Here is a 19,947-nt window from a genome sequence, read left to right on the forward strand (position 1 = left end):
TCCTCCGCAAATCCAACTCCACTCAAGACTGCTCCATAAAGGACAGGATGGTCGGCACCCACTCATCGATAACCGCTTCCATGTGGAAGTGGTGGTCGCCCGGCACGGCCTCAACCCGTAAATCGCGCACATGGCTGCGAACCATGTCATCAAGGGGATGACTTTGCATCATTCCCCGCACCGCCTGCAACAGCAACACCGGCGCGCTGATCGCGCCCAGCAGCGCGCGTATCTGGCCATCGCTCATTTTCACTGCGGAGGCGCCGCGCAGCCGGGGGTCGATCCGCCACTCCCAGCCCCGCTCGTCGTCACCGGCCAATCCGCGGCCGGCGAGCGCCTTCGCCGCCGCCTCGGGGAGCCCGCGCCGGGCCCGGGCAGCCACGGCCTCGGCCCGGCTGGCATAACGTCGCGGACTCGCGGCGCCAGCGGTATTGCGATCCCTGAGAAAGGCGCCCAACTGTACCGGGAATGCGCTGTCGGCAACGGCCGGGGGCACTATCGCATCAAGCAATACCACGCTGTCCACGCGCTCCGGCTGCGCCGCGGACATCAGTGTGGACATGATCGCGCCGCGGGAATGCCCCAGCAACGCGCAGCGGTCCCAGCCCAGCGCATCGCGCAGGCCGGCCAGCTGCGGCAGGTCATCCCAGATCTGGTAGGTGGCGTCCAGCGAGCGGAAATCACTGCGCCCCTGGCCGCTGAGGTCCGGGGCCACCACATGGTGGCCACTCAGTTGCGGGGCCAGGCGCAGAAAACTGGCGGCGTTGTCCTGCCAGCCGTGCAGGGCCAGGACCGGGCGCTCCCCCGGGCTGCCCCACTCCAGACCGCGCAGCGTGAGGCCGTCGATGTTCCAGCTGCACTCCCTGGGCTCGCGCGACCTCACACACAGGCCTCGTAGTTCGGCGGAAAAGCCCACCACAGCAAGCCGGCACCGACCGCCGCCGGCACTTCCACCGACAGGGTCACCAGGCCACCCGGTGGATGGGGGGGAACGGCGCCGCGCTGCCCGGTGAGATGGTCCACCAGGCGCGTTACCAGGGGCTGGTGTGATACCAGCACCAGGTGCTCCGGCGGCCGCTGCTCGCACCACAGGCGGTCAAGCGTGCTCTCCACATGGGCCGGGGAACAACCCGGGATCAGGCTGTCCTCGGCGACCGGAGACAGCGACGCGAACTCGGCGGCAATCAGCCGCGCGGTGCGGGTGGTGCGCTGCCAGCGACTGTAAAGCAGCGCGTCGGGCAGCGGCTGTTCCCGTTTCCGGCAGATTTCCCGCAACCGCCGGGCGCCGAGGGCGACGTCCCGCTCCCCGGCCGGGGTCAATTCCCGCAACCGGTCCTCGGCCGCCTGGCCGGCTTCCCCGTGGCGCCATACCGTAACGATCATAATCGACTACCCCGCAACAAACTCCACATCCTGTGCCTGTTCGCGCGTCATCATATCATTGAACACATCCGAAACCGGACGGCTGTGGTGCAGGATGCCGTAAAGGCCGTTGACCAGGGGCATGTGAACCCCGCGCCGGTCCGCCTCGGTCTTGAGCAGCTCCAGGGTATTGATGCCCTCGGCCACCTGGTCCATCCCGGCGAGTATCTCCGCCAGCGGCTGCCCGCGCCCGATCGCCTGGCCGATCCGGTAGTTGCGCGACAACGGCGACGAGCAGGTCACAAACAGGTCCCCCACTCCCGCCAGGCCGAGGAAGGTCATGGGGTTGGCGCCCCGCTCCACGGCGAAGCGCGACATCTCGGTCAGCGAGCGGGTGAGCAACATGCCGATGGTGTTCTCGCCGAACTCCAGCGCCGATCCCAGGCCGGCGAGAATGGCATAGACGTTTTTCAACGCGCCGCCCAGCTCCACCCCGTACATGTCCAGGGAACTGTAGACCAGGAAGCGCTCGCCGTGCATCAGGTCGTGCAGGGTCCGGTTGATCGCCTCGGAGGGCGAGGCCACCACCGATCCGGTGATATGCCCGGCGGCGATCTCCCCCGCCAGGTTGGGCCCGCTCAACACCGCCCGCGGGTTGTCGGGCAGCTCCTGGGCGAGAATCTCGCTCATCAGGTGAAAACCCGGCGCCTCGATGCCCTTGGTCAGGCTGACCAGCAGGGTCTCAGGCGACAGGCTACCGGTCAGGCTCCGCGCCACCTCGCGAAAGGACGCGCTGGGCACCGCCAGCAACAGGATATCGATATCGCTGATGGCGTCGTCGAGTGAGGTGGTGGCTCGCAGCTTGTGGTCGAGCCGATAGCCCGGCAGGTACTCGCTGTTCTCGCGATCGCGCTCGATGGCCTCGACACGCGCCGCGTTGCGCAGCCACAGGCAGACGCGATGCCCGTTGAGTGCGATGAGGTTGGCGATGACGGTACCGAAACTGCCGCCGCCAAGCACGGCGACGCGGTGTGTGGTGGGCATTGACGACTCCCGGTCGTTATTATCGTGCCGCCGTTGCCGGCCGCCCCGCACGGCGGAGCGGCCGGCAACGGCGCTCGGTCAGACGGCGGGCCGCAAGCCCGCCGCCCACAGTGTGCGCGACGTCCTCAGGACTTGCTCATCGCCAGCAACAGCTTGTTCAGACGCGACACATAGCTGGCGGGATCTTCCAGCTGCCCGCCCTCGGCCAGGCAGGCCTGGTCGAACACGATATGGGTCAAATCGGCAAAGCGGTCCTCGTCGGACTCGGCGTCGAGCATCTGCAGCAGCGGGTGCCGGGGGTTGACCTCCAGAATCGGCTTGCTGTCGGGCACCGGCTGGCCGGCGGCCTCGAGGATGCGGCGCATCTGCGCGCCCATGTCGTGGTCACCCACCACCAGGCAGGCGGCGGAATCGGTGAGCCGCGCGGTGGCGCGCACTTCGGACACCTGCGCTTCCAGCACCTTGGCCAGGCGTTCCACCAGGCCCTCGCTGTCCTTTTGCAGCTGTTCCTGCGCGGCCTTCTCCTCCTCCGACTCGGAGGCTAGGTCCAGCGCGCCGCGGGCCACGTCCTGCAGGGGCTTGCCGTCGAATTCGCCGAGGTGGTTCATCAGCCAATCGTCCACCCGGTCGGACAGCAACAGGACTTCAATACCCTTTTTGCGAAACACCTCGAGGTGGGGGCTGTTCTTCGCGGTGTTGAAGTTCTCGGCCACCACGTAGTAAATCTTTTCCTGGCCCTCGGCCATGCGCGACACGTAGTCCTCCAGGGACTGGTCCTGCTCGGGCTTGTCGGTGTGGGTGCTGGCGAAGCGCAACAGCTTGGCAATCTTCTCCTTGTTGGCGAAGTCCTCCGCCGGCCCCTCCTTGAGCACCTGGCCGAATTCCTTCCAGAAGGCCGCATAGTCCTCGCCGCCCTTCTTGGCCAGCTTGGCCAGCATGTCCAGTACCCGTTTGGTCAGGGCACCGCGCATCGACTCGACGCTGCCTTCCTGCTGCAGGATCTCGCGGGACACGTTCAACGGCAGGTCGTTGGAGTCGACCACACCCTTGACGAAGCGCAGGTACAACGGCAGGAACTGTTCGGCCTCGTCCATGATGAAGGTGCGCTGCACGTACAACTTGAGGCCGCGAGCCATGTCCCGGTTCCACATATCGAAGGGCGCGCGCTTGGGCAGGTACAGCAGGCTGGTGTACTCCAGCTTGCCCTCCACCTTGTTGTGACTCCAGGTCAGGGGCTCGTCGAAGTCGTGGGAAACGTGGCTATAGAACGCCTTGTACTCGTCGTCGCTGACCTCGTTGCGCGGGCGGGTCCACAGGGCGGTGGCCTCGTTGACCGCCTCGTATTCCGGCGCCGCGGGCTGCTCCTCTTCCTCGCCCTCGGCGGCGGGCGTCGCGGGCTTGAGCATTTCCACCGGCACCGAGATGTGATCGGAGTACTTCTTGATCACGCTGCGCACGCGAAAGTCGTCGGCATATTCCGTGCAATCCGGCTTCAGGTAGAGCGTGATGCTGGTGCCGCGCTCGGCCCGCGCCCGGGGCTCGACCGAGAACTCCGACTCGCCGTGGGACTCCCACAATACACCGGCATCGGCCGGCTCGCCGGCCCGGCGGGTGTGCACTTCCACCCGATCGGCGACGATAAAGGCGGAGTAGAAACCCACCCCGAACTGGCCGATCAGCTGGGAGTCCTTCTGCTGGTCGCCGGTCAGGTTCTCGAGGAAGGCGGCGGTGCCGGATTTGGCGATGGTGCCCAGGTGCTCCACCGCTTCCTCGCGGCTCATGCCGACGCCGTTGTCGCTGATGGTGAGGGTGCCGGCCTCTTGGTCCACGTCCACGCGAATGCGGTAGTCCCCCTGCCCTTCCAGCAGGCTGTCATCCGACAGGGCGGCAAAGCGCAACTTGTCGATGGCGTCGGATGCGTTGGAGATCAGTTCGCGCAGGAAGATTTCCCGGTTGCTGTACAGGGAGTGAATCATCAGGTGGAGCAGCTGCTTGGCCTCGGTCTGAAAGCCCAGGGTCTCTTTCTTCACGTCAGCGGTCATGGTCGCCTCTTGTTTTGGGTCTGTGGGATGGAAAAATACTGGCAAACCTAGATGGGGGCGCGGCGCCGGTTTTCAAGCCCTCAGTAAAGCTCGCCCCCGAGACCTGAAGTCACCCGGCGCCCTCGCGGAACCTGCCGCCGGGAATCTCCCACCGAGCAGCCATGTCGGTGGTCGCCCTCCTCCGCCCGACGGCTTGATCTGTCGTCACCGGGGGCGGAATTGTCTTTCCCGCCAGCGATGAAGACCTCCAAAGATCTGCACTTTACTTTAAAAATATATAGTAACTTATTGTTTTTAAAGATAATAGTAACGGCCTCATAAAGCAATCACTCAAGCATAGGACTTTCATCCGGCAACTTTTCCCGCGCAGTGACTTACCCGCTGGCACGGTGCGCGGAACCTGCCATAGCAGGCGCCGCGAACCGATCCAGCCCCAACAACACGGGGAATGTGTCATGAAGCTGTCAGCCAGAAACACCGCACTGTCATTCGTCCCGGGCACGGCCCTCGGGCTCGTCGAGCCCGGGGAAAGGGCCGTTAGCTCATACCAGCCGGCGCACGGTGACGCTGGCAACGGCGATGATCACAAGGGCCAGGAACAGCTGCGCATACTGATTCAGCGTTGGGACGGGCTCGGGGAAGAGCCCGACTCCCTGAAGGGCTAGTGAATCCGGGCTGGAGAGCGCATTGCTGGCAATCACCAGGTTTTGGCTGGCCGGGCCAGCGGCGCCGGGATTAAACGTGTAGGTCAGCGTGCAGCTGTCACCGATCGCAATGGTGATGGGCGTGGCGCCACAGGTACCTCCGGTGGCCGCGAACGGGGCGACGGCCGCATCGATGCTGCTGATCTCCCAGTCGGCGGTACCGGTACTGGAGTTGGACAAGGTAACCGTGTACTCGTTGCTGGTGCTGCCTATAACATGACTACCGAAATTGGGTGAGCCGGGCGCAATGGAAATCAATGGCGCGGTAACACTCAATAGCGGCGACAGCACATAAAGCCCGAAATTTGCGCCCGTACAACCCGCGCCACCTGTCGCAATACTGGCAGCCCAACGCTCGTCGGCCTGGCCGGCGTTGCCAACCAGGCAGCCGTCGAGAACAAAGTCATGACCGCCCAGGGAATCGTCACCGATCCCCACAGCAGCGCCAGTTTCGAGAAAACCCGTCCAAATATTGTTAGCGTTTGCCGCACCGGATTCGTCATACCCAATGGCACTGTCCAGGGCGTCGCTAAACAACTCCGCGCGGTTATCGGCCACCTTGTCCCCATTGGTGTTGTAGATGGGTTGCGAGGTATTGCCGCCAAATGCCGAGGTGGTCACCAGGGTAGTGTCGTCGTGACCGAACAGCGAAATCCAGCCACTGATGGCGTTGGTATCCGGGTCATTAGCCTTGACCGTGGCGGCGTAGGCGGCGTAGGTGGCCGCCGATTGGGCGCCATCCAGGGTATCGCTACCGGCAAAAATAATATAAAACTCGTCGCCCGGATTGAGGCCCGGCGGTATCAGGCCGGGCGGCGCGTCGAGAGCGGACGACAATTGGCTGAAAAGAAGAAAACCAACAAACGCCAAGAACCTGGCCAAACGCATTACATCTCCCTATGTTTTTTTATGCCAAACGCACTGTCATGCTATCCAAGAAACGTTGTGAATACACGTTTCCAGTACAGCAAAAAGGCCCGCCCGGGTTAACCGGACGGGCCTTTTCAATTGCCTTGGCTTTGTCTGTCGGGGGCGGGTGTGGCCACCCGCCCCCGGCCGCGCTTACCAGCCGGTGACTTCCGCCAGGCCCTTGCCGATCTCGGCCAGGCTGCGCACGGTTTTCACACCGGCGTCCTCGAGGGCGGCGAACTTCTCGTCCGCGGTACCCTTGCCGCCGGAGATGATGGCGCCGGCGTGGCCCATGCGCTTACCCTTCGGCGCGGTGACACCGGCGATGTAGGACACCACGGGCTTGGTCACATTGGCCTTGATGTAGGCCGCGGCCTCTTCCTCGGCGGTGCCGCCGATTTCGCCAATCATCACGATGGCCTCGGTCGCCGGGTCCTTCTCGAACATCTCCAGGATGTCGATGAAGTTGGAGCCCGGGATCGGGTCGCCGCCGATGCCCACGCAGGTGGACTGGCCGAAGCCGGCGTCAGTGGTCTGCTTGACCGCCTCGTAGGTCAGGGTGCCAGAGCGGGACACAATGCCCACCTTGCCGGGCAGGTGGATATGACCGGGCATGATGCCGATCTTGCACTCGCCGGGAGTGATCACACCGGGGCAGTTGGGGCCGATCAGGCGCACGCCCAGTTCGTCGCACTTCACCTTGGCGTCGAGCATGTCCAGGGTGGGAATGCCCTCGGTGATGCACACGATCAGCTTGATGCCGCCGTTGGCCGCTTCCAGGATGGAGTCCTTGCAGAACGGCGCCGGTACGTAGATCACGGAGGCTTCCGCACCGGTGGCTTCAACGGCTTCCGCCACGGTGTTGAAGACCGGCAGGCCCAGGTGTTCCTGGCCGCCCTTGCCCGGGGTCACGCCGCCGACCATCTTAGTGCCGTACTCGATGGCCTGCTCGGAGTGGAAGGTGCCCTGTGAGCCGGTGAAGCCCTGGCAGATTACCTTGGTGTTCTTGTCGATCAGAATGCTCATTATGCCGCGCCTCCCGCTGCTTTTACTGCCTGCTGAGCAGCGTCTGTAAGGCTGGTGGCAGCAATGATGTTCAGTCCACTGTCGGCCAGCACTTTCTGGCCCAGTTCCGCGTTGTTGCCCTCGAGGCGTACCACCACGGGCACTTTCACGCCGATCTCTTCCACCGCGCCGATCACGCCTTCCGCGATCAGGTCACAGCGCACGATGCCGCCGAAGATGTTGATCAGTACGGCTTTCACGTTGTCGTCGGAGAGGATGATCTTGAAGGCCTCGGAGACACGCTCCTTGGTGGCGCCGCCACCCACGTCCAGGAAGTTCGCCGGGGCGCCGCCGTGCAGCTTGACGATATCCATGGTGCCCATGGCCAGGCCCGCGCCGTTGACCATGCAGCCGATGTTGCCGTCCAGCGCCACGTAGTTGAGTTCCCAAGCGGCGGCGTGCGCCTCGCGCTCGTCTTCCTGGGAGGGATCGTGCATCTCGGCCAGCTGCGGCTGGCGGTAGATGGCGTTGCCGTCGACACCGAGCTTGGCGTCCAGGCAGTGCAGGTTGCCTTCCTCGGTGATCACCAGCGGGTTGATCTCGATCAGCGCCAGGTCCTTGTCCTCGAACAGCTTGGCCAGGCCCAGGAAGATCTTCACGAACTGCTTGATCTGGTCGCCCTTCAGGCCCAGCTTGAAGGCCAGCTCGCGGCCCTGGTAGGGCTGTGCGCCCACCAGCGGGTCGATGGTGGCGCGCAGGATTTTCTCGGGGGTCTCCTCGGCGACCTTCTCGATCTCCACGCCGCCCTCGGTGGAGGCCATGAACACGATGCGACGGGTCGAGCGATCCACCACGGCGCCCAGGTAGAGCTCCTCGGCGATATCGGTGCAGGACTCCACCAGGATCTTGCTGACCGGCTGGCCGTTTTCGTCGGTCTGGTAGGTCACCAGGTTCTTGCCCAGCCAGTTGGCCGCGAACTCACGGACCTCGTCGGTGGTCTTGACCAGTTTCACGCCACCGGCCTTGCCTCGGCCACCGGCATGCACCTGGGCCTTGACCACCCACATATCGCCGCCGATTTCCTCGGCGGCCTTGACGGCGGCCTCTGGGGTATCCACCGCGTGTCCCTTGGACACCGGCAGACCGTATTCGGCAAACAGCTGTTTGCCCTGATACTCATGAAGGTTCATGCTCTATCCCGTTCTCGTCTTGCGTTCACGTTATCCCGGCGCGGGTGCCATGGCGTTCCCGTCACCTGCTCGTTGCCTCCAGCACCTGTGTTAGGCTGTTATCTCTGCGCGCCGGAGCGGCAACACTAGTCCCTGTGTTGCGCTTGTATTCAGGCCCTAACCGAAGCCTGAATACTACTTACGCTTCTTCCGATTGGCGATATGAATGGCGTGGCCGTCCACCGCCAGTGCAGCTTCGTGTACCGCCTCCGACAGGGTCGGGTGGCCGAACACGGTCAGCGCCAGATCCTCCGCCGAGGAGCCGAATTCCATCGCGATCACCACCTGTTGCACCAGGTCCGCCGCCGAGGGGCCGACGATGTGGCAGCCGAGGATGCGATCGGTTTCCGTGTCCGCCAGCATCTTGACCATGCCGTCGGAGTCGCCGGACGCCAGGGCGCGGCCGCTGGCGACGAAGGGAAACACCCCGGATTTGTATTCGACGCCCTCGGACTTCAGCTGCTGCTCGGTCTTGCCGACCGCGGCCACCTCCGGGTGGGTGTAGATCACCGAGGGGATCACATCGTAGTTCATCTGCGCGGGCTTGCCGGCGATACGCTCGGCGACCATCACGCCCTCCTCCGAGCCCTTGTGGGCCAGCATCGGGCCGCGCACCACGTCACCCACGGCGTAGACATGGGGTGCCTCGGTGGCGCAGTAATCGTCGACGTAGATGAAGCCGCGCTCGTCCAGGGACACACCGCTGTCGGAGGCCAGCAGCTCCTCGGAGCGCGGCCGGCGGCCCACGGCCACGATCAGCTTGTCGAACACCTCCTGGTGGTCGCCATCGCTGGTGGCATAGGTCACGGTGACCTTGCCGTCCTTGACCTCGGCGCCGGTGACGCGGGTGCCCAGGCGGATGTCCAGGCCCTGCTTCTTGAAGATCTTGCCGGCTTCCTTGGCGATCTGCACGTCCATCATCGGCAGAAATTCATCGAGGGCTTCCAGCACCACCACCTCGGAACCGAGCCGGCCCCAGACACTGCCCAGCTCCAGGCCGATCACGCCGGCGCCAATCACGCCCAGGCGCCCGGGCACCTCGGAGAATTCCAGCGCGCCGGTGGAGTCGACGATGTACTCGTTGTCGATCGGCGCCGGGGGGATTTCCACCGGCACCGAGCCGGCGGCGATGATGACATTGGACGCCTCCAGCACCGAGGTTTCACCCTTGCTGTTGGTGACCTCGACCCGGGGACCGGACAGCACCTTGCCGCGGCCCTCGATGGGGGTGACGCCGTTGTGCTTGAACAGCCCGGCGATACCGCCGGTGAGCTGGCCGACGATCTTGTCCTTGCGCTTGAGCATCGCGCCCACGTCGATCGCCGGGGCCTTGACCTTGATGCCGTGCTCGGCGAAGTGGTCCCGCGCTTCCACATACTTGTGGCTGGTATCGAGCAGCGCCTTGGAGGGGATGCAGCCCACGTTCAGGCAGGTGCCGCCCAGTTTCACCGCGCCCTTGTCGTCGAGCCACTGCTCCACGCAGGCGGTGTTCAGACCCAGCTGCGCGGCCTTGATGGCGGCCACATAGCCCGCCGGGCCGGAACCAATTACTACCACATCAAACTTGTCAGACATCGTGCTTTCCAATTGTGAGTTCGTGTTGTCGCGGAACGAGCCGCGCGCGTTGCAATGCGCGTTGCAGCACGCGTTACAGCTGCAGCAGGATGCGCGCGGGGTCCTCGATCAGGTCCTTCACCGCCACCAGGAACTGCACCGCGGTCTTGCCGTCGATCAGCCGGTGATCGTAGGACAGGGCCAGGTACATCATGGGCAGGATCTTGACCTCGCCATTGACCGCCATCGGGCGCTCCTGGATCTTGTGCATGCCGAGAATGCCGGTTTGCGGCGGATTGAGGATCGGCGTGGACATCAGCGAGCCGAACACGCCGCCGTTGGTCACGGTGAAGGTGCCGCCTGTCATATCCTCGATGGAGAGCTTGTTGTCCCGCGCCTTGAGACCCAGGTCGCGAATCGCCGCTTCCACGTCGGCCAGGCTCATGAAGTCCGCGTCCCGCAGTACCGGCACCACCAGGCCATTGGTGGTGGACACCGCCACGCCGATGTCCTGGTAGCCATGATAGACCACGTCGCTGCCGTCGATCGAGGCGTTGACCTCGGGGAAGCGCTTGAGGGCCTCGCAGCAGGCCTTGACGAAGAAGCCCATGAAGCCCAGGCGGGTGCCGTTGTGGGTCTTCTCGAACTGGTCCTTGTACTTGCGGCGCAGCTCCATCACCGGCGCCATGTTCACCTCGTTGAAGGTGGTCAGCATGGCGGTCTGCTGGCTGGCGTCGAGCAGGCGCTCGGCGATGCGGGCGCGCATGCGGGTCATGGGCACGCGTTTTTCCACGCGCTCGCCGGAGGGCCCTTCGGCGGCCGCCGGCGCCGCCGGCTTCGCCGCGGCTGGCTTAGGCGCAGATGGCTTCGGCGCCTCTTTCAAGTGCTTGAGCACGTCTTCCTTGGTGATTCGGCCGCCCTTGCCGGTGCCTTCGATCTTGGTGGCATCGAGCTTGTGCTCCTCCACCAGCTGGCGCGCCGCGGGGCCCATCACGGCCTCGCTGTCGACGGCCGGCGCGGGTTCCGCGGCGGCTTTGCCCGCGGAGTCGCCGGCCGCGGGGGCGCTGGCCGTGGCCGTGGCCGCCGCATCCAGGGTCGCCAGCAGCTGCTCGCTCTCGACGGTATCGCCCTCGGCGGCGTGAATCTTGACCAGGACCCCGTCGTCGGGGGCCAGCACTTCCATAACGACCTTGTCGGTCTCAACCTCGGCGATCAACTCGTCGCGCGCGACCGACTCGCCCTCCTGCTTGTGCCAAACGGCAATCTCGCCGTCGGCGACGGATTCGGGGAAGGAGGGTGCCTTGATTTCAATTGCCATTTCGCTTCCTTGTCAGTGCGATCACTATGCCTGGGGCGCCGGCCCCAGGGCTTCATTGATAAACCGTTCCTGCTGTTCGAGATGCAGGGCCATATAGCCGGCGGCCGGTGCCGCCGAGGGGTCGCGCCCCACGTAGCGCAGGTAGACGCTGCTGCGGTGGGCGTGGATGACGCGCCGCATGTGGTGCTGGCTGGCGTACCAGGCGCCCTGGTTCATGGGCTCTTCCTGGCACCACACGGCGTCCTCCAGGCCGGTGTAGGCGCTGAGGATCTGCAGCAACTCCGCCTCGGGGAAGGGATAGAGCTGCTCCAGGCGGACGATGGCGATATCCTCGATACCGCGCTCGCGACGGGCCGCGCGCAGATCGTAGAACACCTTGCCCGAACACAGGATGATGCGCTTCACCCGCGACTTGTCGAGATCGTCGGTCTCGTCCATCACGTTGTGGAAATGCCCCTGGGCCAGGTCTTCCAGGGAGGATACCGCCTCCTTGTGCCGCAACAGGCTCTTGGGCGACATCACCACCAGCGGCTTGCGCAGGGGGCGGATTGCCTGGCGACGCAGCATGTGGAACACCTGTGCCGGCGTGGTCGGCACGCAGACCTGGATATTGTGCTCGGCGCACAGCTGCATAAAGCGTTCCAGGCGCGCCGACGAGTGCTCGGGGCCCTGCCCCTCGTAGCCGTGGGGCAGCAGCATGGTCAAGCCACACAGGCGCGCCCACTTGTGCTCGCCGGAGGTGATGAACTGGTCGATCACCACCTGGGCGCCGTTGGCGAAGTCGCCGAACTGGGCCTCCCAGATCACCAGCCCCGTGGGCGAGGTGGTGGCGTAGCCATACTCGAAGGCCAGCACGGCCTCCTCGGACAGCAGCGAGTCGTGGATGGTGAAATCCGCCTGCTCCGGGCTGATATGCTGCAGCGGTATGTAGAGGCTCTCGTCCTTCTGGTTGTGCAGCACCGCGTGGCGGTGGGAAAAGGTCCCCCGCCCCACGTCCTGGCCGGTCAGACGCACCGGGTAGCCGTCCTTCAGCAGGGACGCATAGGCCAGGGTTTCCGCGGCGCCCCAGTTCAGGGCCGTGGCGCCGGCGCCCATTTTGCGCCGGTCCTCGAGAATCTTGGTGACCTGGCGCTGCACCGGGAAACCGTCCGGCACCACGTTGGTGTCGTGGGCCAGGGCCTGCAATTCCTGCAGGTCCATGCCGGTATCGGCGTGCAGGGTCCACTCGTGCCCCAGGTAGGGGCTCCAATCCACGAACATGCTCTTGTCGGGCTCGGAAACCAGGCTGCTGACCAGCGGCACGCCGCGATCCAGCGATTCGCGGTAACCGTCCATCAACCGCTTGTCTTCCTCCTCGCTGATCACGCCCTGGGCCACCAGGCGCTCGGCGTAGAGATCGCGGGTGGACTTCTGCTTGCGGATCTGCTGGTACATCAACGGCTGGGTCACCGAGGGCTCGTCGGCCTCGTTGTGGCCGCGGCGACGGTAGCAGACCAGGTCGATCACCACGTCTTTCTTGAACTCGTTGCGGAAATCCACCGCCATCTGGGTCACGAACAGCACCGCCTCGGGATCGTCGGCGTTGACGTGGAAAATCGGCGCCTGCACCATCTTGGCCACATCGGTGCAGTACTCGGTGGAGCGGGAGTCCTCGCGCTCGCTGGTGGTAAAGCCCACCTGGTTGTTGAGCACGATGTGCACGGTGCCGCCGGTCTTGTAGGCCCGGGTCTGGGACATCTGGAAGGTTTCCATCACCACGCCCTGCCCCGCGAAGGCGGCGTCGCCGTGGATCACGATGGGCACCACCTTGTCGCCAAGGGGGTCGTCGCGGCGGTCCTGGCGGGCGCGCACCGAACCCTCCACCACCGGCGATACGATCTCCAGGTGGGAGGGGTTGAAAGCCAGCGCCAGGTGCACTTCGCCGCCGGGGGTCATCACGTTGGACGAGAAGCCCTGGTGGTACTTCACGTCACCCGAGCTCTGGTAGGTCACGCGCCCCTCGAACTCGGCGAACAGTTCGTCGGGCTTCTTGCCGAAGATATTGATCAGCACGTTCAGGCGGCCCCGGTGAGCCATGCCGATCACGATTTCCTGGGCGCCGTAGGACCCCAGGCGCTGGATCATCTCCGACAGCATCGGGATCAGGCTCTCGCCGCCCTCGAGACCAAAGCGCTTGGTGCCGGGGTACTTGGAACCCAGCGATTTCTCCAGTCCCTCGGCCTTGATCAGGCGGCGCAGCAGGGTCTTGCGCACGTCGTCGCCGAGCACCGGCGCCGAGCGTACCGACTCCATGCGCTGCATCACCCAGTGGCGCTCATCGGTGTTGACGATGTGCATGAACTCGGCGCCGATGGTGTGGCAGTAGGTTGTTTCCAGGGCCTCGACGATCTCGCCCAGGCTGGCGTCGGCCTTGCCGATGTACAGGCTGCCGGTCTGGAACACCGTGTCGAGGTCGGCGGCAGACAGCTGGTGGAAGCCCAGCTCCAGGTCCGGCACCGGCTCGCGCATGTGCAGGCTGAGGGGGTCGAGGGAGGACTTCTGGTGGCCGCGCTGGCGATAGGCGGAGATCAGCTGCACCACCTTGACCTGCTTGCGCTCGTATTCGGTGGCCTGCGAATCGTGGGCCACGGTGGCCTCGGTGCGCACCCGCATCTTGGAGATACGCGCGAACTGGTCGCGGATGGTGGAGTGCGGCACGTCCTGGATGAGCGCGTTCTTGGACTCGACCCGCGGCAGGGTATCGAAATAATTGCGCCACTGCTCGGGCACGGCGTTGGGGTCGGTGAGATAGGACTCGTACAAGTCCTCTACGTAGGTGGCGTTACCACCTGCGATATGCGAGCTCCGCCTCAGGAGCTCCATGGCGCTTTCTTGCATTGTGGCCCTTCCGGCAAGGTTACGGTGACCGGCTGCCCGGCGGCGTACAGCTGATTCTAGCAGTGCTACGCAAACGGCGCCGAAGCCGTGTCCAGGTTCTGTATATACAGACCTGCCGCTTACGTGAAGCGGCAGGCCAAATCAAACAATTCTGTGCAATAACAATACGTTAGTGCACATTATTGAGATTAAGTTGCATGTGTCAGCAACATGTTGCGAATATGTCCGATGGCCCGGGTGGGGTTGAGCCCCTTGGGACATACGTTGACACAGTTCTGGATGCCGTGACAGCGAAATACGCTGAACGGGTCGTCCAGTTTCGCCAGCCGCGCCTCGGTGGCGGTATCGCGGCTGTCGGCGAGGAAGCGGTAGGACTGCAGCAGGCCCGCGGGACCGATGAAGCGGTCCGGATTCCACCAGAAGGACGGGCAGCTGGTGGAGCAGCAGGCGCACAGGATGCACTCGTACAGGCCGTCCAGCTTGGCGCGGTCCTCCGGCGACTGCAAACGCTCAATGGCCGGGGGCGGATTGTCGTTTTGCAGGTAGGGCTCGACCTTCTCGTACTGGGCGTAAAACATACCCATGTCGACCACCAGGTCGCGGATCACCGGCAGGCCGGGCAGCGGACGAATCACCAGCTGGTTGTTCTTCACCGTCTCGGACAGCGGGGTGATGCAGGCCAGGCCGTTCTTGCCGTTCATGTTCAGGCCGTCGGAGCCGCACACGCCCTCGCGACAGGAGCGGCGGAAGGCGATGGTGGTGTCCTGCCCCTTCAGCTGCTCCAGAACGTCGAGCACCATCAGGTCCTTGCCCTGGGTGTCGAACTCGAAGTCCTGCATGTAGGGCTTGTCGTCGGTCTCGGGATTATAGCGGTAGATACTGACTTTCAACATCTGTGAGGCCTCTTAATAGGTACGCGCCTTGGGCTGGAAGGTGTCCACGGTTTTCGGCGTGAAATTCACCCCGCGCTTGCCCACCCGCTTCTCGCCCGGGAAATACATGGAGTGGCACAGCCAGTTCTCGTCGTCGCGCTCCTGGTAGTCATCACGGGCGTGCGCGCCGCGGGATTCCTTGCGTTCCTCGGCGGTGATGGCGGTTGCCTCGGCCACCTCGAACAGGTTGTGCAGTTCCAGGGCCTCGATACGGGCGGTGTTGAAGGCCTGGCTCTTGTCCTCCAGGGCCGCGTTCTCGATCCGGCCGCGCAGGTCGGACAGCTTCTGGATGCCCTCCTGCATGAACTTCTCGTTGCGGAACACCCCGAAGTGATTCTGCATCACACCCTGCAGTTCCTTGCGCAGGTCGGCGACACGCTCGCCGCCGGTGGAGTTGTTCAGCTTGTTGAGACGGCTCATGGCCTCGTCGATATCGGTCTCGGAGGCGTCGCGCAGCTCGATCCCCTCGCGCAGGGCCTTCTCGATGTGCAGGCCGGAAGCGCGACCGAACACCACCAAATCCAGCAGCGAGTTGCCGCCCAGGCGGTTGGCGCCATGCACCGACACGCAAGCCACTTCGCCGCAGGCGTAGAGGCCGGGAATGATCGCGTCGTTGCCATTGGCGTCCACGGTCAGGGCCTGGCCGTGCACATTGGTGGGGATACCGCCCATCATGTAGTGACAGGTGGGCACCACCGGCACCGGCTCTTTCACCGGGTTGGCGTGGGCGAAAGTCTCGGACAGCTCGCAGATCCCGGGCAGGCGGCTGTGCAGCACCTCCTCGCCCAGGTGGTCCAGCTTGAGGTACACGTGATCGCCGTCGGGGCCGCAGCCGCGCCCCTCGAGGATTTCCAGCACCATGGAGCGGGCCACCACGTCGCGGCTGGCCAGGTCCTTGGCGTTGGGGGCGTAGCGCTCCATGAAACGCTCGCCGTCCTTGTTGATCAGGTAGCCACCCTCGCCCCGGCAACCCTCGGTCACCAGTACGCCGGCACCGTGGATACCGGTGGGGTGGAACTGCCACATCTCGATATCCTGCACCGGGAAGCCCGCGCGCAGGGCCATGCCCACGCCGTCGCCGGTGTTGATGTGGGCGTTGGTGGTGGAGGCGTAGATGCGCCCCGCGCCGCCGGTGGCGAACACCGTGGCCTTGGACTTCACGTAGACGGTCTCGCCCGTCTCCATGCTGATCGCGATCACGCCGACCACCGCGCCGTCCTGGTTCTTGACGATGTCGGTGGCGTACCACTCATTGAAGAACACGGTGTTGTTCTTCATGTTGCCCTGGTAGAGGGTGTGCAGCAGGGCGTGGCCGGTGCGGTCCGCCGCGGCGCAGGTGCGGGCGGCCTGGCCGCCCTCGCCGAAGTTCTTGGACTGGCCGCCGAAGGGGCGCTGGTAGATGCGGCCCTCCTCGGTACGCGAAAAGGGCAGGCCCATGTGCTCCAGCTCGAACACTGCCTCGGGGCCCACGCTGCACATGTACTCAATGGCGTCCTGGTCACCGATGTAGTCGGAGCCCTTGACGGTGTCGTACATGTGCCAGCGCCAGTCGTCGTTGGGATCGGAACTGGCAATGGCGCAAGTGATGCCGCCCTGGGCGGAGACGGTGTGGGAACGGGTGGGAAACACCTTGGAGATCACCGCCGTCTTGTAGCCGGACTGGGCCAGTTGCAGCGCGGCGCGCATGCCGGCGCCGCCGCCCCCGACAATCACGCCATCAAATGAAATCGTACGCATGTTCGACATAACTCAATAGCCCCAAAGAATCTGGACACCCCAGACCACGTAAACAAAAAGAACAAGGACAATAAGGATCTGCAGGGTGATACGCAGCACATTGCCAGTGGTTCCCATCAGGCGTTCGGTCAGGTAGTCGGTGAGCACGGACCACAGGCCGATCCAGGCGTGGGCCGCCAGGGACAACAACGCCATCAGGCTGAACACCTTCACCCAGGTCTGGGCGAACAGCGCCTTCCAACTGGCGTAGTCACCACCGGTCGCCACCGCGTAGCCCATGAAAAGGAAGTAAGCCAGCAGAATAACGCCACTGACCCGCTGAACCAGCCAGTCGGAGAGACCCGAACGGCCGAAACTGGTGACTGCAGTTACCATATCCAAACCCCCGCAAGAACAATCAATACCGCGGAAAGACCGATGACCAGGCGCGCCCCGAGGACACCGCCGGGCATGCTCTCGCCAATCCCGAAATCCATGATCAGGTGCTTGACACCCGCCAGCGAGTGGTAGATCACCCCGGCCAGCACCGCCCAGATCACGAACTTGGCCAACGGGCTGGTCAGGCACTCCTGTAGCGAGGCATAGCTCTCGGGGCTGCGAAGGCTGGCATCCAGCGCCCAGAGGAAGACGGCCATGCCGACGAAAATGAATACGCCCGAGGCGCGGTGGGTAATGGACGCCCATGCGGTAATGGGGAGCCGCATGGTACCGATGTCCAGGTTAACGGGACGCTTGTCTTTCACAATGTGGGTACCATCGTTGTTGTGACGCCAGACGGCGGTTATAGGGCCGGCAGAGCCGGGCGTTGTGCTGTCCGCTCGCGCGGACGACCAAAGCAAAAACGCGCGAAATTATAAGGACTCGGAGCCACGATTACAAACGCGTAATATATGAGGGGAGATGCGCAAACCGCGGACCGCCGGGGCGCCCACCTCCCGCGCGAACGTCGGCGAACGTCGGCAAACCGGATTACTGAATATCAGCGAAGTACCTGTTCATATAGGGGTAAATCCACTCCGATCAATTGACAAAAGCTGACGAAACTCTATAGTTGGGCACCCCACCGAAACACTTCTTCGCAGGACTTTTCATGAGTGACAAAAAAGCGACTTTGAACGTCGAGGGCATCGACGAAAGCATCGAGCTGCCGATTTATTCGGGCACCATGGGCCCGGACGTCGTGGACGTCGGCGGCCTGACCGGCAAGGGTATGTTCACCTACGACCCGGGCTTCGTCTCCACCGCCGCATGCGAGTCGCAAATTACCTACATCGACGGCGGCAAGGGCGTACTTCTGCACCGCGGCTACCCCATCGACCAGCTCGCCGAACAATCCGACTACCTCGAAACCTGCTACCTCCTCCTCTACGGCGAACTGCCCAGCAAAGAGCAATATGACAAGTTCGTGAACACGGTGAAGAACCACACCATGGTTCACGAGCAGATCCGCACCTTTTTCAACGGCTTCCGCCGCGACGCCCACCCGATGGCCATTATGTGTGGAGTGGTCGGCGCCCTGTCCGCCTTCTACCACGACTCCCTGGACATCTCCGACGAGCACCACCGCCAGGTAGCGGCTTTCCGCCTGATCGCCAAGATGCCGACCCTGGCCGCGATGAGCTACAAGTTCTCCATCGGCCAGCCCTTCATGTACCCCGACAATTCAATGGGTTACGCGGAGAACTTCCTGCACATGATGTTCGGCAATCCCTGCGAGCCGAGCAATATCAGCCCGACCCTGGCCAAGGCCATGGACCGTATCTTCCTGCTGCACGCCGACCACGAGCAGAACGCCTCCACCTCCACGGTGCGCCTGGCGGGCTCCTCCGGCGCCAACCCCTTCGCCTGTATCGCCGCGGGCATCGCCGCACTGTGGGGCCCCTCCCACGGCGGCGCCAACGAGGCGGTGCTGGAGATGCTGGAGGAGATCGGCGATGTGTCCCGCATCGACGAGTTCGTGGCCCGCGCCAAGGACAAGAACGACCCCTTCCGCCTGATGGGCTTCGGCCACCGCGTCTACAAGAACTTCGACCCGCGGGCCAAGGTGATGAAGGAAGCCGCCGACGAGGTACTGGCGGAACTGGGCATCGAGAACGATCCGCTGCTGGCGATCGCCAAGGAGCTGGAGAAGATCGCCCTGGAAGACCCCTACTTTGTCGAGAAGAAGCTCTACCCGAATGTGGACTTCTACTCCGGCATTATCCTCAAGGCCATCGGCATTCCCACTAGCATGTTCACCGTGATCTTCGCGGTGGGCCGCACCGTGGGCTGGATCGCCCACTGGCACGAGATGATCAGCGGCAGCTACCGCATCGGCCGCCCGCGCCAGCTCTACACCGGCCACGCGCAGCGCGATTACGTGGCGCTGGACAAGCGTTAACCACCCGCCGCGGGGCCCCGCCCCACGGAAAGGCCGCGCCTTTAGGCGCGGCTTTTTTGTTTGTGCCGGAGAACATTGCGGCGGCATAAGAGCCCAGACCATGGTGTTGGCGCCTTCCTTTATGGGGCGGCCCACGACCGCCGCGTCGCGCCCCGGCAGGCGGTGCCTCTTTTGTTCCGCTCCGGGGAGTTTGCGGCACAAGACAAGGCTATGTTGTTATCATCTTCCGGGGAGGCGGCTCGCGGCCGCTGCGTCGTGCCCCTGCAGGTGGAGCCTCTTTTGCTCCGCTCCGGGGAGTATGCGGCACAAGACCCAAACTATTGTTGTTGGCTTCTTTCAGGGAGGCGGCCCGCGGCCGCTGCGTCGCGCCCCGGCAGGCGGTGTCTCTTTTGTTCCGCTCCGGGGAGTATGCGGCACAAGACCCAAACTATTGTTGTTGTCTTCTTTCAGGGAGGCGGCCCGCGGCCGCTGCGGCGTGCCCCGGCAGGTGGAGCCTCTTTTGTTCCGCTCCGGGGAGCATGCGGCGCGCCTGCCTCTTTGCTTCTTGGGTGGCGAGTTGCTCCTAACTTCGAATGGCCTGATTGCCGGGCATGGCTTTAGGGCTTCGTAACCTCGGTAGTCCGCTGGAGGTGGTCGCGGTCGCGTTGCCACTAAGCCGATGCGGTGCTCGCGCTGGAGTGGTCAACTAATTTGTGACAACCCAGTTAAGCTGCTTTCTTCGTTTCCACCATAGCTGCTTCGTACTGGCTGGGACTGGTGTAACCCAGGTACGAATGCAGCCGTTGGCTGTTATAGAACATCGCAATGTAGTCCAGTATGTCCTGCTGTGCATCGGCGCGGGTTTGATAATGCTT

At 64.0% G+C, this 19,947-nt stretch carries 16 protein-coding genes; 1 reads left to right on the top strand and 15 read right to left on the bottom strand.

Annotated elements, in window-relative coordinates:
• Positions 1-22: 22 nt before the first annotated feature.
• From JYP50_RS19880 to sdhC, 14 genes are all read right to left on the bottom strand, one after another.
• On the bottom strand, positions 23-883 hold the full coding sequence (locus tag JYP50_RS19880; RefSeq protein ID WP_206562312.1) for an alpha/beta fold hydrolase: 861 nt from the start codon (positions 881-883) through the stop codon (positions 23-25).
• Entirely contained in the window at positions 880-1,383 is a 504-nt protein-coding gene (locus tag JYP50_RS19885; RefSeq protein WP_206562313.1) for a SixA phosphatase family protein, read from the bottom strand. The genes JYP50_RS19880 and JYP50_RS19885 overlap by 4 nt, the downstream gene beginning before the upstream one ends.
• 6 nt (positions 1,384-1,389) lie before the next feature.
• Entirely contained in the window at positions 1,390-2,406 is a 1,017-nt protein-coding gene (locus tag JYP50_RS19890; RefSeq protein ID WP_206562314.1) for an NAD(P)H-dependent glycerol-3-phosphate dehydrogenase, read from the bottom strand.
• Positions 2,407-2,531: 125 nt separating this feature from the next.
• The gene (gene htpG, locus JYP50_RS19895; protein ID WP_206562315.1) at positions 2,532-4,448 is read right to left on the bottom strand and encodes a molecular chaperone HtpG; all 1,917 of its coding nucleotides are present in this window, start codon (positions 4,446-4,448) and stop codon (positions 2,532-2,534) included.
• A gap of 542 nt (positions 4,449-4,990) precedes the next feature.
• Positions 4,991-6,040, bottom strand: a complete 1,050-nt coding sequence (locus JYP50_RS19900) for a choice-of-anchor D domain-containing protein (protein WP_206562316.1) — start codon at positions 6,038-6,040, stop codon at positions 4,991-4,993.
• 174 nt (positions 6,041-6,214) lie between these two features.
• Complete coding sequence (gene sucD / locus JYP50_RS19905) at positions 6,215-7,087, bottom strand: succinate--CoA ligase subunit alpha (protein WP_206562317.1); 873 nt, start codon at positions 7,085-7,087, stop codon at positions 6,215-6,217.
• On the bottom strand, positions 7,087-8,256 hold the full coding sequence (sucC, locus tag JYP50_RS19910; RefSeq protein WP_206562318.1) for an ADP-forming succinate--CoA ligase subunit beta: 1,170 nt from the start codon (positions 8,254-8,256) through the stop codon (positions 7,087-7,089). The genes sucD and sucC overlap by 1 nt, the downstream gene beginning before the upstream one ends.
• Positions 8,257-8,430: 174 nt before the next feature.
• On the bottom strand, positions 8,431-9,870 hold the full coding sequence (gene lpdA, locus JYP50_RS19915; protein ID WP_206562319.1) for a dihydrolipoyl dehydrogenase: 1,440 nt from the start codon (positions 9,868-9,870) through the stop codon (positions 8,431-8,433).
• A gap of 73 nt (positions 9,871-9,943) precedes the next feature.
• Positions 9,944-11,167 carry a 2-oxoglutarate dehydrogenase complex dihydrolipoyllysine-residue succinyltransferase gene (gene odhB / locus JYP50_RS19920; RefSeq protein ID WP_206562320.1) on the bottom strand — a complete coding sequence of 408 codons (1,224 nt, stop codon included), beginning with the start codon at positions 11,165-11,167 and terminating at the stop codon, positions 9,944-9,946.
• A 24-nt stretch (positions 11,168-11,191) separates the two neighbouring features.
• Positions 11,192-14,029 carry a 2-oxoglutarate dehydrogenase E1 component gene (locus tag JYP50_RS19925; protein ID WP_431311307.1) on the bottom strand — a complete coding sequence of 946 codons (2,838 nt, stop codon included), beginning with the start codon at positions 14,027-14,029 and terminating at the stop codon, positions 11,192-11,194.
• A gap of 203 nt (positions 14,030-14,232) precedes the next feature.
• A complete protein-coding gene (locus JYP50_RS19930; RefSeq protein WP_206562322.1) occupies positions 14,233-14,937 on the bottom strand; it encodes a succinate dehydrogenase iron-sulfur subunit in 705 nt (234 codons plus the stop codon).
• A 12-nt stretch (positions 14,938-14,949) separates the two neighbouring features.
• Positions 14,950-16,722, bottom strand: a complete 1,773-nt coding sequence (gene sdhA, locus JYP50_RS19935) for a succinate dehydrogenase flavoprotein subunit (RefSeq protein WP_206562323.1) — start codon at positions 16,720-16,722, stop codon at positions 14,950-14,952.
• Positions 16,723-16,725: 3 nt separating this feature from the next.
• Entirely contained in the window at positions 16,726-17,088 is a 363-nt protein-coding gene (sdhD, locus tag JYP50_RS19940; RefSeq protein WP_206562324.1) for a succinate dehydrogenase, hydrophobic membrane anchor protein, read from the bottom strand.
• The gene (sdhC, locus tag JYP50_RS19945; RefSeq protein WP_206562325.1) at positions 17,082-17,456 is read right to left on the bottom strand and encodes a succinate dehydrogenase, cytochrome b556 subunit; all 375 of its coding nucleotides are present in this window, start codon (positions 17,454-17,456) and stop codon (positions 17,082-17,084) included. The genes sdhD and sdhC overlap by 7 nt, the downstream gene beginning before the upstream one ends.
• A 347-nt stretch (positions 17,457-17,803) precedes the next feature.
• On the opposite strand from sdhC, the gene gltA reads away from it, so the two are divergent.
• On the top strand, positions 17,804-19,093 hold the full coding sequence (gene gltA, locus JYP50_RS19950) for a citrate synthase (RefSeq protein ID WP_206562326.1): 1,290 nt from the start codon (positions 17,804-17,806) through the stop codon (positions 19,091-19,093).
• A gap of 704 nt (positions 19,094-19,797) precedes the next feature.
• On the opposite strand, the gene JYP50_RS19955 is transcribed toward gltA, so the two are convergent.
• Positions 19,798-19,947: IS3 family transposase (locus JYP50_RS19955; protein WP_206562333.1), on the bottom strand; the 150-nt coding region annotated here is incomplete at its 5' end.

It is taken from the genome of Parahaliea mediterranea, assembly GCF_017255185.1.
Classification (GTDB): Bacteria; Pseudomonadota; Gammaproteobacteria; order Pseudomonadales; family Halieaceae; genus JAFKCZ01.

Excerpts from the sequence above, each read along its gene's own strand:
- JYP50_RS19885 (WP_206562313.1), bottom strand. The coding sequence starts at position 1,383 with ATGATCGTTACGGTATGGCGCCACGGGGAAGCCGGCCAGGCGGCCGAG.
- JYP50_RS19890 (WP_206562314.1), bottom strand. The coding sequence starts at position 2,406 with ATGCCCACCACACACCGCGTCGCCGTGCTTGGCGGCGGCAGTTTCGGT.
- htpG (WP_206562315.1), bottom strand. The coding sequence starts at position 4,448 with ATGACCGCTGACGTGAAGAAAGAGACCCTGGGCTTTCAGACCGAGGCC.
- JYP50_RS19900 (WP_206562316.1), bottom strand. The coding sequence starts at position 6,040 with ATGCGTTTGGCCAGGTTCTTGGCGTTTGTTGGTTTTCTTCTTTTCAGC.
- sucD (WP_206562317.1), bottom strand. The coding sequence starts at position 7,087 with ATGAGCATTCTGATCGACAAGAACACCAAGGTAATCTGCCAGGGCTTC.
- sucC (WP_206562318.1), bottom strand. The coding sequence starts at position 8,256 with ATGAACCTTCATGAGTATCAGGGCAAACAGCTGTTTGCCGAATACGGT.
- lpdA (WP_206562319.1), bottom strand. The coding sequence starts at position 9,870 with ATGTCTGACAAGTTTGATGTGGTAGTAATTGGTTCCGGCCCGGCGGGC.
- odhB (WP_206562320.1), bottom strand. The coding sequence starts at position 11,167 with ATGGCAATTGAAATCAAGGCACCCTCCTTCCCCGAATCCGTCGCCGAC.
- JYP50_RS19925 (WP_431311307.1), bottom strand. The coding sequence starts at position 14,029 with ATGGAGCTCCTGAGGCGGAGCTCGCATATCGCAGGTGGTAACGCCACC.
- JYP50_RS19930 (WP_206562322.1), bottom strand. The coding sequence starts at position 14,937 with ATGTTGAAAGTCAGTATCTACCGCTATAATCCCGAGACCGACGACAAG.
- sdhA (WP_206562323.1), bottom strand. The coding sequence starts at position 16,722 with ATGTCGAACATGCGTACGATTTCATTTGATGGCGTGATTGTCGGGGGC.
- sdhD (WP_206562324.1), bottom strand. The coding sequence starts at position 17,088 with ATGGTAACTGCAGTCACCAGTTTCGGCCGTTCGGGTCTCTCCGACTGG.
- gltA (WP_206562326.1), top strand. The coding sequence starts at position 17,804 with ATGAGTGACAAAAAAGCGACTTTGAACGTCGAGGGCATCGACGAAAGC.